This is a genomic window from Caulobacter sp. Root1455 (genome assembly GCF_001426905.1).
Classification (GTDB): domain Bacteria; phylum Pseudomonadota; class Alphaproteobacteria; order Caulobacterales; family Caulobacteraceae; genus Caulobacter.
The window spans coordinates 355,081-368,470 of sequence record NZ_LMFQ01000021.1; the positions used below are offsets into that span (position 1 = coordinate 355,081).

Sequence of the window (13,390 nt, forward strand, 5' to 3'; positions counted from 1 at the left end):
AGGCCATGCGCTGCGATCGGGTGTGGAGCAAGGCCCGCCTGGCCACTTTCGCCGCCGACCTGCCGGGCATGGGCGTGGTCGAGGACGGCGTCGTGGCCAGCCTCGACGGTCGCATCGTCCATGCCGGCCCGGCCGCCGACGCGCCCGCCTTCAAGGCGCTTGAAACCATCGACTGCGAAGGCCGCTGGATCACGCCCGGCCTGATCGACCCCCACACCCACCTGATCCACGGCGGCGACCGCGCCCACGAGTTCGAGCTGCGGCTGGCCGGCGCGAGCTACGAGGACATCGCCCGGGCCGGCGGCGGCATCGTCTCGACCATGAAGGCCACCCGCGCCGCCTCGCGGGCCGAGCTCGTGGCCAGCGCCCTGCCCCGCCTGGACGCCCTGATCGCCGAGGGCCTGACGACCATCGAGATCAAGTCCGGCTACGGCCTGTCGCTGGACGATGAGCTGAAGAGCCTGCGCGCCGCCCGCGCCCTGGCGGACGTGCGCCAGGTGTCGGTGACGACCACCTTCCTCGGCGCCCACGCCCTGCCGCCGGAATACGCCGACGCCCCCGACGATTACATCGACCACGTCTGCTACCAGATGATCCCCGCCGTCGCCGCCGAGGGCCTGGCGGACGCCGTCGACGCCTTCTGCGAGGGCATCGGCTTCACCCCCGCCCAGACCCGCCGGGTGTTCGAGGCGGCCCACGATCACGGCCTGCCCGTGAAGCTTCACGCCGAGCAGCTGTCGAACCTGAACGGCGCGGCCCTGGCCGCCGAGTTCGGAGCCCTGTCGGCCGACCACCTGGAACACCTGGACGAAGCCGGGATCGCCGCCATGGCCAAGGCCGGCACCACCGCCGTGCTGCTGCCGGGCGCCTTCTACTTCGTGCGCGAGACCAAATTGCCGCCCGTCCAAGCGTTGCGCGCGGCCGGCGTGCCGATGGCCCTGGCCACCGACTGCAACCCCGGCACCTCGCCCCTGACCAGCCTGCTGCTGACCATGAACATGGCCGCCACCCTGTTCCGGATGACCGTCGACGAATGCCTGGCCGGCGTCACGCGCGAGGCCGCGCGGGCGATCGGGCGGCTGGAAAGCGTCGGGACGCTGGAGGCAGGCAAGGCCTGCGATCTGGCCGTCTGGGACATCGAGCGTCCCGCCGAACTTGTCTATCGCATGGGCTTCAACCCGCTCCATGCGCGCGTCTGGAAGGGTGAAGTCACGTGATCGAAGTCGTTCTCAACCCCGGCGAGGTCAGCCTGACCGACTGGAAGGCCGTCTATCGCGGCGCGCCCGCGCGACTGCATCCCGGCGCCGCCCCGGTGATCGCGGAAAGCGCCGCCGCCGTCGAACGCATCCTGGCCAAGGGCGCGCCGGTCTACGGGATCAACACCGGCTTCGGGAAGCTGGCCAGCGTGCGGATCGGCGACGCGGATCTCGAGACCCTGCAGCGCAACATCGTCCTGTCCCACGCCGCCGGGACGGGCGCGCCCTCGCCCGTCCCGGTGATCCGGCTGATGATGGCCCTGAAGCTGGCCAGCCTGGCCCAGGGCGCGTCGGGCGTGAAGCCGGCGACCACCGACCTGCTGGAGGCCATGCTCGTGAAGGGCCTGACGCCCGTCACGCCCTGCCAGGGCTCGGTCGGCGCGTCGGGCGACCTGGCCCCGCTGGCGCACATGGCCGCGACCATGATCGGGGTCGGCGAGATCTTCGTCGGCGGCCAGCGTCTCCCGGCCATCCAGGCTCTGATGGAAGCGGGCCTCAAGCCGTTGACGCTGGGTCCCAAGGAAGGCCTGGCCCTGCTGAACGGCACCCAGTTCTCGACCGCCAACGCCCTGGCCGCCCTGTTCGACGCCGAGCGGCTGTTCCAGTCGGCCCTGGTCACCGGCGCCCTAGCGACCGAGGCCGCCAAGGGTTCGGACACCCCGTTCGATCCGCGCATCCACACCCTGCGCCGCCAGCCCGGCCAGATCGAGACCGCCGCCGCCCTGCGCGCCCTGATGGCCGGCTCGGCGATCCGCGACTCCCACCGCGAGGGCGACACGCGGGTGCAGGATCCCTACTGCCTGCGCTGCCAGCCGCAGGTGATGGGCGCGGCCCTCGACGTGCTGCGCCAGGCGGCCGTCACCCTGGCGACCGAGGCCAACGGCGTCTCGGACAACCCGCTGATCTTCCCCGACACGGACGAGGCGCTGTCGGGCGGCAATTTCCACGCCGAGCCCGTGGCCTTCGCGGCCGACATGATCGCCCTGGCCGTCTGCGAGATCGGCTCGATCGCCGAGCGGCGCATCGCCATGCTGGTCGACCCGGCCTGCTCGGGCCTGCCGGCCTTCCTGACGCCGAAGCCGGGCCTCAACTCCGGCTTCATGATCCCGCAGGTCACGGCCGCGGCCCTGGTCTCGGAGAACAAGCAGAAGGCCTATCCGGCCAGCGTCGACTCCATCCCGACCTCGGCCAACCAGGAGGATCACGTCTCGATGGCCGCTCACGGCGCGCGGCGCCTGCTGGCCATGGTCGAGGCCGCCGAGGCGGTGATCGGCATCGAGCTCCTGGCCGCCGTCCAGGGCTGCGACTTCCACGCGCCCCTGACCTCGAGTCCGGCCCTGGAGAGCGTGCGCCGGATCCTGCGGGCGCAAGTCCCGCACCTGTCGGACGACCGCCACTTCCACCCGGACATGGAGGCCGCCAACGCCCTGGTGCGCGCCGGCGCGGTCGTGGTGGCGGCGTCCAGCGTCGACCTGCCGGGGGTGGAGGCGTGAGCGCTCGAGCATCGTGCGTCCTTCGAGGCCCGCTGCGCGGACGCCTCAGGATGAGGAGCTTTGTCGCTGCTCAATTCCTCATCCCGAGGTGCGAGCCGCGGGCGAGCCTCGAAGGACGCACGGCGGTTGGAGGGTCGGAGCCATGAGCCCGCAGAACTGGCTCCACGTCACGCGCGGCGAGGCCCCGCTGGTCGTCAGCATCCCGCACGCCGGAACGATCATCCCGTCCGACATCGAGGCGCGGCTGGTCTCGCCCTGGCTGGCGCGCAAGGACGCCGACTGGTGGCTGGGCGAACTCTACGCCTTCGCCGACGGTCTGGACGCCGCGGTGGTCCGCACCGGCGTTTCGCGCACGGTGATCGACGTCAATCGCGACCCGTCGGGCGTGTCGCTGTATCCCGGCCAAGCCACCACCAGCCTGTGCCCGGTCGACACCTTCGACGGCGAGCCGCTGTATGTCGCCGGCCAGGAGCCGGGCGCGGCCGAGATCGCCCGGCGGCGCGTCACCTTCTTCGATCCCTACCACGCCGCCCTCGAGACCGAGCTCGACCGGCTGGTCGCGGTCCACGGCAAGGTGGTGCTGTACGACGCCCACTCGATCCGCTCGCGCGCGCCCCGGCTGTTCGACGGCGAGCTGCCGCAGTTCAACATCGGGACGAACGGCGGGGCGGCCTGCGATCCGGGCCTGACCCGTAGGGTCGAGGCCGCCTGCGACGCCACGGGCCTGCCGCGCGTCACCAACGGCCGGTTCAAGGGCGGCTGGATCACCCGCCGCTACGGCCGGCCGGACCAGGGCGTCCACGCCGTCCAGATGGAGCTGGCCTGCCGCGGCTATATCGACGAGCCGGCGGCTCTTACGCCGGCGAGTTGGCCCACGCCCTACCACGCCCCGCGCGCCGCGCCGCTGCGCGCCGCGCTCACCGACGTGCTGAAGGCCTGCATCGCCTTCGCCCAAGCCGCAGTGAATTGATGAGGCCGGCAACCATCCTGCGTCCTTCGAGGCCCGCTGCGCGGGCGCCTCGGGATGAGGAATTCAATAGGGCGGTCCTCATCCTGAGGTGCGAGCCGAAGGCGAAGCCTCGAAGGACGCAGAGCGCCCAAGCCGCCCTCCCGCCAAACTCCCTCTCAACGCTCGAGACCCGCCCATGACCCGCCTCGACAACACCCGCGTCATCCGCCCCGCCACCGGGACCACCCTCACCGCCAAGTCCTGGCTGACCGAGGCCCCGCTGCGGATGCTGATGAACAACCTGCACCCCGACGTCGCCGAGCGGCCCGAGGAGCTGGTGGTCTATGGCGGCATCGGCCGCGCCGCCCGCGACTGGGAGAGCTACGACAAGATCGTCGAGACCCTGCGCCGGCTGGAGGACGACGAGACCCTGCTGGTCCAGTCGGGCAAGCCGGTCGGCGTGTTCCGCACCCATGTCGACGCGCCGCGCGTGCTGATCGCCAACTCCAACCTGGTGCCGCGCTGGGCGACCTGGGAGCACTTCAACGAGCTCGATCGCAAGGGCCTGGCGATGTACGGCCAGATGACCGCCGGTTCGTGGATCTATATCGGCGCCCAGGGCATCGTGCAGGGCACCTACGAGACCTTCGTCGAGATGGGCCGCCAGCACCACGGCGGCGACCTGGCCGGCAAGTGGCTGCTGACCGCCGGCCTGGGCGGCATGGGCGGGGCCCAGCCCCTGGCGGCGGTGATGGCCGGGGCCTCGTGCCTGGCCGTCGAGTGCCAGCCCTCGCGGATCGAGATGCGCCTGCGCACCGGCTATCTGGACAAGGCCACCGAGAGCCTGGACGAGGCCCTGGCCTGGATCGAGGAGTCCCGTCGAAACCGGACTCCGATCTCGGTCGGCCTGCTGGGCAACGCCGCCGAGCTGCTGCCGGCCATGTTCGCGGCCGGCGTCCGCCCCGACCTGCTGACCGACCAGACCAGCGCCCACGATCCGATCAACGGCTACCTGCCGGCCGGCTGGACCCTGGACCAGTGGGCGGCCGCCAAGGAGCGCGAGCCCGAAACGGTGAACCGCGCCGCCCGCGCCTCGATGGCGGTGCATGTGAAGGCCATGCTCGACTTCCAGGCCGCCGGCGTGCCCACCGTCGACTACGGCAACAACATCCGCCAGATGGCGCTGGAGGAAGGCGTGACGAACGCCTTCGACTTCCCGGGCTTCGTGCCGGCCTATATCCGCCCCCTGTTCTGCCGGGGCATCGGGCCGTTCCGTTGGGCGGCGCTGTCGGGCGATCCGGAGGACATCAGGAAGACCGACGCCAAGGTCAAGGAACTGATCCCCGACAATCCGCACCTGCACCACTGGCTGGACATGGCCGCCGAGAAGATCAAGTTCCAGGGCCTGCCCGCCCGGATCTGCTGGGTGGGCCTGGGCGACCGCCACCGCCTGGGTCTGGCGTTCAACGCGATGGTCGCCTCGGGCGAGCTGAAGGCCCCCGTCGTGATCGGCCGCGATCACCTCGACAGCGGCTCGGTCGCCTCGCCCAACCGCGAGACCGAGGGGATGATGGACGGGTCGGACGCGGTGTCGGACTGGCCGCTGCTGAACGCCCTGCTCAACACCGCCTCGGGCGCCACCTGGGTGTCGCTGCACCACGGCGGCGGGGTGGGCATGGGCTTCTCGCAGCACGCCGGCATGGTGATCGTCGCCGACGGCACCGAGGCGGCGGCCAAGCGTCTGGCGCGGGTGCTGTGGAACGACCCGGCCACCGGCGTCATGCGCCACGCCGACGCCGGCTACGAGATCGCCAAGGCTTGCGCGCGGGAACACGGGCTGGACCTGCCGGGGATTTTGTAAGCCATACTCCCCCCTCCTCGCGGATTAGATAGATGCGCGTCCTGAGAGCCGCCGACCGGATCGCCACGCCGTGGAAGAACGGCGGCGGCCACACGCGCGAGGTGGCCGCCTTCCCGCCGGGGGCGGACCTGGACGGCTTCGAGTGGCGGATCAGCCTGGCGCAGATCGCCGCCGACGGCCCGTTCTCGACCTTCCCCGGCGTGGACCGGGTGCTGACGGTGATCCAGGGCGAAGGGCTGCTGCTGACCGTCGACGACCGCATGCTGGCGCTGGACGCCGCTTCCCCGCCCCTGGCCTTTCCGGGCGAGGCGCGGGTCGCGGCCCGCCTGACCGACGGACCGATCAGCGACCTGAACGTGATGGTGCGGCGCGACAAGTGGCGGGCGCGGACCCGCAGGCTGACCGTGGCCGGCGCCAGCGAGGTGGCCGCCAAGGCCCGGGTGACCCTGGTCCTGGTCCTGGATCCGTTGCGCGTCCTTCGCCCCGGGGGCGCGATCGACCTGTCGCCGCTGGACGCGGTTCTGCTCGAACACGGCCACTCACACCTAAGCCTCGAGGGACGCGGCCGAACATTGATCTCCGAAATCACGGTCGACCCGGAACATATTCCACAGTAAAGCTTCGACTATTCCGCGCGGCAGGCAAATCAACGCGCGACCTCCCGTCGCACGGAATTTGCCACGTCTTCGCCTTATCTGGTCGCTAGTCGGGCCAACGCTTTAGGCCTCAAAACGATCCAGGACGAATTAATGCAAGCATCGACAGCGAAGAAACTCGCCCCCCTGGCGCGCGGCGCGCTGGGCCTGGCCCTGGTCTTCGCTCCGATGGTGGTGGCGGCGATGGAGAACCCGCACAAGGCCCCCCGCGGCCCCTCGCCGACCCTGCAGCGCCTGCTGGCCGACATGGCCGCCAAGCCCCAAAAGCCGGTCCGCAAGACGCTGATCTGGAGCGGTTCGGACATCGACGGCGACGGCGCGCCCGACTTCGCCAACCCGACCGGCGGCGCGCCGCGCGGCCATGACGAGTTCGGCGACGGCCAGTTCGGCGCCCGCCGCGACGGCGGGGCCCGCGAGCACGAGGGCGTCGACTACGTGGCCAAGGCCGGCCAGGACGTCCAGGCCCCGATCTCCGGCTACGTCACCAAGATCGGCTACGCCTATGCCGGCTCCAGCGACCTGAAGTTCGTCGAGATCAGCAATCCGGCCCTCGGCTATGTCGCCCGCGCCTTCTACGTGACCCCCGGCGTCGAGGTCGGCCAGACCGTCCGCCTGGGCGAAACCATCGGCCGCGTCGAGAGCCTGCAAAGGCACTATCCGGGGATCACCAACCACGTGCACCTGGAGGTGATGGAGCCGGGCGGCGAGCGGGTGAACGCGGCGGCGCTGATCGTGAAGAAGCTGGTGGTTCAGGCGTAAGGTTCAGCGGCCAACACTTGCCCCCTACGGGTCGCTTCGCGACCCTCTTCCCCCACAGGGGGAAGAGGGCGCCGCGCGCGCGTCCTCCGCCCCCTATGGGGGCGGACAGACCGCGAAGCGGTCAGGTGGGGGCAAGTGAGTGAGCCACCTGACCTACTTCCGCATCACCACCACCGGCTGACCGGCATACGCCACCGTCTGATCCACCGTCTCGAAGTCGACCGGCTTGGCCCCGCCCCCGATGAACCGCACTTTGATCTCGCGGTTCTCGACCATCCCCTTGAACGACCCCGACCGCGCCCCGATCGTCAGCCGCCCCGAGGCGTTGTCGTAGCTCATCGGGATGCGGCTCCAGGCGCCGCGGGCGTAGCCGTTGCTGAGACCGTCGTCCTCGTAGAGCTCGAACGTCCCGTCGGCGCCGGTGTAGACCACCACGGTCAGCGGGGCGTCGGGCTTCTCGCCGACATATTGCTGGACCACCGTGGTCGGCACGATCGAGCCGGCCTTCACGAACAGCGGCATGCGCGACAGCGGCGCGTCGGCCTTGATGGTCTGGCCGCCCTTGAACGCCTTGCCGCTCTCGAAGTCGTACCAGGACGCGCCGGCCGGCAGGTAGACCGACCGCGAGCGAGCCTTGAACTCGGTCACCGGGGCGACCAGGAACGCCTTGCCGAACAGGTATTCGTCATTGACGTCGCGCGCCGTCTTGTCGGCCGGGAAGTCCATCACCAGGCCGCGCATGATGCTGCCGTCGCGCTGATAGGTGTCGGCCGCCAGGGTGTAGGTGTAGGGCATCAGCCGGTAGCGGAGCTCGTCGTACCAGGCCAGCGCCTTGTAGACCTCGGTCCCTTCGTCGGCGAGGTTGTAGATCTCGCGGAACGGGGTCTCGCCGTGGCTGCGGAACAGCGGGCTGAAGGCGCCGAACTGGAACCAGCGCAGGTTCAGCTCCTGCCACTCGGCCCAGTGGGCCGGGTCCTTGTTGGTGTAGCGATCCTCGACCGAGAACCCGCCGATGTCGGTGGTCCAGTTGGGGATGCCCGACATCGACAGGTTCACGCCGGCCGAGATCTGGTCCTTCAGGTCGTCCCAGCGCGCGACCACGTCGCCGCTCCACAGGGCCACGCCGTTGCGCTGGATCCCACCGAAGCCCGAACGCGACAGGATGAAGCTGCGCTTGTCGGGGTTCAGCTCATGCTCGCCCTCGAACACGCCGGTGGTGTGGATCAGCGGATAGGAGTTGAAGAACTCCGCGCCCGGGCCCATGGCCGTCGGCCCCATGCGCAAGGTGCGCTCGGGGATGTCGAGGTTGGAGTGCATGTCCGGCTCGTCGCTGTCCATCCACCAGGCGTCGACGCCGTAGACCTTCAGGCTCTCCTTGACCTGGCGCCAGTAGATGTCGCGCGCCTCCTTGGAATAGGGGTCGTAGAACGAGTTCAGATAGCCGGGGCCCACCCAGTCGAGCGCGCCCTGCTCGATGTTGCGGTGGTACATGTGGCCCTTGGCGTCGAGCTCCTTGTAGTGATCCGTGGTCGGATAGAACTTGGCCCAGATCGAGATCATGAAGTGGGCGTTGAGGTCGTGGACCTCGTCGATCATCGCCTTGGGGTCGGGGAAGCGCGTCTGGTCGAACTTATGGCTGCCCCAGCTGTCGTCCTTCCAGTAGCGCCAGTCCTCGACGATGTTGTCGAGCGGCAGCTTGCGGGCCCGGTATTCCTTGACCACGCCCAGCAGCTGGTCGGCGGTCTCGTAGCGCTGGCGGCTCTGCCACAGGCCATAGGCCCAGCGCGGCATCATCACCGCGTCGCCGGTCAGGCCGCGATAGCCGCTGATCACCTGGTCCAGGTCGCCGCCGCCGACATAGTAGTAGTCGATCGCATGGGCGACCTCCGAGGTGAGGGTCAGCGAATGCTGGTCGGCCGCCGCGATCGGGTTGTTGTGCAGCAGGGCGATGTAGCCGTCGTTGGGATCCCACTCGACGCGGATCTTGTGGCGGGTCCCGGCCTTCATCGGGGCGGTGAAGTTGTGGAACCAGGGGTTCCAGTTCTGCCGCCAGCGATCGATCGTCAGCTTGCCGTCGACATAGAGCTTGGCGTAGCTGGACGAGTAGAGCTTGAACTTCTGGACGCCGCCGACCGGGGCCTCGACCGAGCCTTCCCAGACCACGGTGGCGCCCTTGACCGGCTTCTTGTCGGGGCCCGTCAGCTCGGCCGGCCAGTTGGGCAGGTCCTTCAGATAGCGGTAGTTGATGTCCTGCTCGGTCCGGGTCAGCTTGAGCTCGCCCTTGACGTAGTACCTGGCGGTGAAGCCGCCCGGCTTGCCGGCCGCGTCGAAGATCTTCAGGTCGCGCGAGGCCAGGTCGTACGGCGTCGGGTCGCCGAAGCGAGTGATGCCGTTGTTCTCCCACAGCAGGCCGTAGTTGCGGGTCGACAGCACGAACGGCACGGCGATGTCGCGGTTGTACTGGGCCAGTTCGACGTCCTGGCCATTGTAGTTCATCTGGCCGTTCTGGTGCTGGCCCAGGCCGTAGAAGGCTTCGTCCGTGCCCGGATTGAACTGTTGGCTGACGCCGTAGAACGTCTTGCCGTCGATGGTCTCTGTCTTGAACGGACGCCGGCCGTTCTCGGCGAGGACCAGCTTGCCCGCCTCGTCGCGGAAGCTGACCGCGCCGTCCGCCAGGGACACCTCGGCCGCGGCCTTGCCGGCCTTGACCACCACCTTGCCGCCGGCCTCGCTGACCGTGAAGGCGCCGCCGGGCTTGGCCGTGACCATCAGGCTGGGCGGGACGTCCAAGCTGTTGGTCGGCGTGGCGGTGACGTGGATGACCCGCTCGCCCATCACCTGCAGCCGGACCTTCTTGGCCGGCCCCGAGGCGGGGGTGACGATCACGCCGTCGGCGGTCTTCTCGAACGCGCCGTCCAGGGCGAACGCACTGGTCGAGGCCATCAGGGCCAGGGCCAGGCCGGCGGCGAAGGTCTTCGGGAGCATGCGCATTGGGTCTTCCTATGGTCTCGATTTATCTGCGCCGATCCCCGCGCTCGCCGGGATGAGCGGGTTCAATGTCAGTACGTGGCCAGCTTGACCTTCAGCACCTGCGGCAAGGTCGTCAGGTTCAGGCCGTAGTCGGTCTGGTCGCCGTTCCACAGGCGGTCGAAGACCCACTGGCCGTTCTCGAAGTGACCCTCCTCGACCCGGGCCATCATGAACCGCTCGCCCTTGGCCGAGCCGAAGCTGACGCGGGCGCGGTAGCCGGTGACCAGGAACTCGTTGGCCGACAGCCGGGCGATCAGGGCCCCGCCGTCGGGGACCTCGCGATTGGGCTGCTTGTCGGCCTTGCCCATCCAGGGCGCGTCGATCGAGCCGAACTGCCATTCGCCGTACGAGACTGTGGCGGTCCAGCGGTCGCCCAGCTTCAGGGTCTCGGCCTTGCGGTCGTCGGCCTCGCCCACGCCCCAGACATCGCCCGTGTAGGACAGCCTGGCCCACTCGCGGGCCATCGGGGCCAGCAGGCGGTAGTGGACCGCGAAGTTCTCCAGCGCCTGGGCGTCGACCGTCTTGGCGCCGAGCGGGTAGTTGGAATAGCCCGTGTAATCCAGGCCAAACGGCGAGAAGCCCAGGGCGTGGGCGCCCAGCACATCATAAAAGAACCGCGCGAAGCCCTTGTCGTCGCCGATCTCGGGCACGAACAGGGCGTTGTCGGGCCGCGCGTACTGCTCCAGCGTCTTCCGGACGTTGGCGCTCTCGCGCATGTAGATGTCGGGCGCGATGGCGTCGATCGAGGGCGCGGCGGCCTTCCAGACGTCCAGCACGTTCCAGGTCGGCCCGCCCGACGAGTAGGTGTACGGATCCTGGTAGTTGAAGGGATCGCGCAGGGCCGCGTTGACGTACATCGGCAGGGCCAGCTCGCGCTTGCCGGCGGCGGCGACCTCGTCGACGAACCGGCCGATCGACCAGGCATGGAAGAACTCGTCGGCGTCCTTGCCGAACACCTGGCTCCAGGTTCCCGGCTTCTTGCCCATCGCCTTGACCAACTGGGCCGGCACGGGCCCCTCGAACAGCTTCTGGGCGGTCGGCGAGTGGTCGCGGACGGCGTTGTAGGTGCCGGTCTCGTTCTCGGGCTGGATCATGATCACGGTGTGATCGGGATCGGCCGTCTTCAGGTGGCGCATCAGGGCGGCGAAGGCCTTCTTGTCGGCCTCCAGCGTGGCTGGGAAGTGCGGCGACAACGAGTTGCGGGTCTCGCCCTTGGCGGTGATCACCCGCGGGAAGCGCTTGTTGTCCAGCTTGACCCATTCGGGCGCGTAGTTCGGACCGTTGTTCTTCCAGGTCCCGAACCACAACAGCACCAGGCGCACGTCGTTCTCGCGGGCCTGTTTCAGCAGCACGTCGACATACGAGAAATCGAACTGCCCTTCGACCGGTTCGATCTGCTCCCAGGCGACCGGGATCTCCAGGGTGTTGGCGTGCAGGGCCTTCACGGCCGGCCACACCTTGGGCAGCTGCGAGGGATAGTTGGCGGCGTTGTTGGCCTGGACGCCCAGCATCAGGAAGGGCGCGCCGTCGACCATCAGGGCATGGCGACCGTCCTTCTCGACCAGCCTGGGGGCGTCCGTCGCGTGGGCGCCGCCGACGAACAGCGACGCGGCCGCGACAACGGCCAGGGCCGAGGCGAGGGGCGAGGCGAGCTTGCCGCGCGCGGAGGGTGAAAACTGGCTGGGCATCGGGCCTCCCGGTTCGTCGACGTTCCCGGGAAGCATCCCATCGCGGCGACTTTGTTAGCGCTATCACTCGTATAAGTATGATAATTCCTTGGCAAGGCTTGGGAAGCCTTTCGCCACGGTTTCGAGCCGCGGCGTCAGGCGTCCGGAGGCGGGTCCGCGCGGCAGTAGCGGGCGATGAAATCGGCGTGGCCGGGCGAGGCCTCGGCGGCCTGCCGCACCGCGCCCCGTCGCAGCTTCAACCCGTGCGACAGCTCGGCCAGCGGGAGGGCGTCCGCCCGCCGGTCATAGTCCTTCGGCCAGACCTGCTGGCCCAGCAGCACCGACAGCCAGCTGGGCTCGAAGAAGGCCTCGTAGGTGTTCAAACCCATCGATCCGGTCGCGCGGAAGGTCTCCAGCGTCGCCTTGAGACTGTCGGGCAGGCTCATGGTCCGGACCGCGTCCCAGAAGGGCTCGCCCACCCGCTGGTTGGTGCAGTAGTGGGCGATCAGGAAGTCGCGGATCCGCTCGTACTCCTCGCCGCTCTTGGCGTTGAAGGCGTCCGCCAGCTTCGGATCGCAGGCCCGGTCGGGGAAGAACTCGATCAGGTGGCCGATGCCGTTCTGGATCAGGTGGATGCTGGTGCTCTCCAGCGGCTCCATGAAGCCGCCGGCCAGGCCCAGGGCCACGACATTGCGGTTCCAGAACTTGCGCCGCCGGCCGGTGACGAAGCGCAGGGGCCGGGGGACGTCCAGGGCCGCGCCGTCCAGATTGGCCAGCAGGGTCTGCGCCGCCGCGTCGTCGTCGATGTACTGGCTGCAATAGACATAGCCGTTGCCGGTCCGGTGCTGCAGCGGGATGCGCCACTGCCAGCCGGCGGAGCGGGCCGTGGCGCTGGTGAAGGGCGTCGGCGGGCCCACGTTCTGGCTGGGCACGGCCAGAGCCCGGTCGACCGGCAGCCAACGGCTCCAGTCCTCGTAGCCGGTCTTCAGCGCCCCTTCGATCAGCAGGCCCCGAAAGCCCGAGCAGTCGACGAACAGATCGGCTTCCACCCGCGCGCCGCTCTCCAGCACCACCGCCTCGACGAAGCCGTCGTCGGCGCGCAGGGCCACGTCGACGATCTTGCCCTCGGTGCGCCTGACGCCGTTGGCCTCGGCGAAACCGCGCAGGTAGCGGCCGTAGAGCGTGGCGTCGAACTGGAAGGCGTAGGAGTAGGTCGAATAGACCGAGCGTGGGTCGGGCGTCGGCGGGCGGAACCGGCCGAGGTCGGCCATCATCGTGACCAGCGAATGCTCCTGCAGGCCAGCGGTCTCGCCCGCCGCCCGCATGCGCAGCCAGTGGTGGTGCGGCGGCACGCCGTCGATCGGCGGGCCGAAGTCGCCGAAGCCGTGGAAATAGCGCGAGCCGGGCTTTCCCCAGCCGTTGAACTCGATGCCCAGCTTGAAGGTCGCCTGGGTCTTCTTGATGAAGTCGATCTCGTCCAGGCCCAGAGTGGCGTTGAACAGGCGGATCGGCGGGATCGTCGCCTCCCCCACCCCCACGGTGCCGATCTCGGCCGACTCCACCACCTCGATCGCCACGGGGGCGCCCTCGATGAAGCGCGACAGGGCCGCCGCCGCCATCCAGCCGGCCGTGCCGCCGCCAACCACGACGATCTTGCGGATGCGATTGTCGGTCACGCCGCTCTCCACCTGGAACCTGCGAAAGGAAAAGGCCCGCGCT

9 protein-coding genes are annotated in these 13,390 nt (G+C 69.4%); 6 read left to right on the forward strand and 3 right to left on the reverse strand.

The window, feature by feature from the left end; genetic code table 11:
* Positions 1–5: 5 nt before the first annotated feature.
* From hutI to ASD21_RS13835, 6 genes are all read left to right on the forward strand, one after another.
* A complete protein-coding gene (hutI, locus tag ASD21_RS13810) occupies positions 6–1,217 on the forward strand; it encodes an imidazolonepropionase (protein WP_056442045.1) in 1,212 nt (403 codons plus the stop codon).
* A complete protein-coding gene (hutH, locus tag ASD21_RS13815) occupies positions 1,214–2,749 on the forward strand; it encodes a histidine ammonia-lyase (protein ID WP_056442048.1) in 1,536 nt (511 codons plus the stop codon). Before hutI ends, hutH begins: the two co-directional genes overlap by 4 nt.
* A gap of 142 nt (positions 2,750–2,891) precedes the next feature.
* Positions 2,892–3,719, forward strand: coding sequence for an N-formylglutamate deformylase (gene hutG, locus ASD21_RS13820; RefSeq protein WP_056442051.1), 828 nt, complete (start codon positions 2,892–2,894; stop codon positions 3,717–3,719).
* A 175-nt stretch (positions 3,720–3,894) separates the two neighbouring features.
* Complete coding sequence (gene hutU / locus ASD21_RS13825) at positions 3,895–5,559, forward strand: urocanate hydratase (RefSeq protein ID WP_056442052.1); 1,665 nt, start codon at positions 3,895–3,897, stop codon at positions 5,557–5,559.
* A gap of 32 nt (positions 5,560–5,591) precedes the next feature.
* Entirely contained in the window at positions 5,592–6,176 is a 585-nt protein-coding gene (locus ASD21_RS13830) for a HutD/Ves family protein (RefSeq protein WP_056442053.1), read from the forward strand.
* Positions 6,177–6,308: 132 nt separating this feature from the next.
* Positions 6,309–6,974, forward strand: coding sequence for a M23 family metallopeptidase (locus tag ASD21_RS13835; RefSeq protein WP_056442057.1), 666 nt, complete (start codon positions 6,309–6,311; stop codon positions 6,972–6,974).
* 153 nt (positions 6,975–7,127) lie between these two features.
* Here ASD21_RS13835 and ASD21_RS13840 read toward each other — a convergent pair whose 3' ends face one another.
* The 3 genes from ASD21_RS13840 to ASD21_RS13850 all read right to left on the reverse strand — a co-directional run bounded on the left by ASD21_RS13840 (position 7,128) and on the right by ASD21_RS13850 (position 13,347).
* Positions 7,128–9,965, reverse strand: coding sequence for a TIM-barrel domain-containing protein (locus ASD21_RS13840; RefSeq protein ID WP_442856974.1), 2,838 nt, complete (start codon positions 9,963–9,965; stop codon positions 7,128–7,130).
* A gap of 68 nt (positions 9,966–10,033) precedes the next feature.
* Positions 10,034–11,692 carry a DUF5597 domain-containing protein gene (locus tag ASD21_RS13845; protein ID WP_056442468.1) on the reverse strand — a complete coding sequence of 553 codons (1,659 nt, stop codon included), beginning with the start codon at positions 11,690–11,692 and terminating at the stop codon, positions 10,034–10,036.
* Positions 11,693–11,826: 134 nt separating this feature from the next.
* Positions 11,827–13,347, reverse strand: coding sequence for a tryptophan halogenase family protein (locus tag ASD21_RS13850; RefSeq protein ID WP_056442060.1), 1,521 nt, complete (start codon positions 13,345–13,347; stop codon positions 11,827–11,829).
* Positions 13,348–13,390 lie beyond the last annotated feature (43 nt).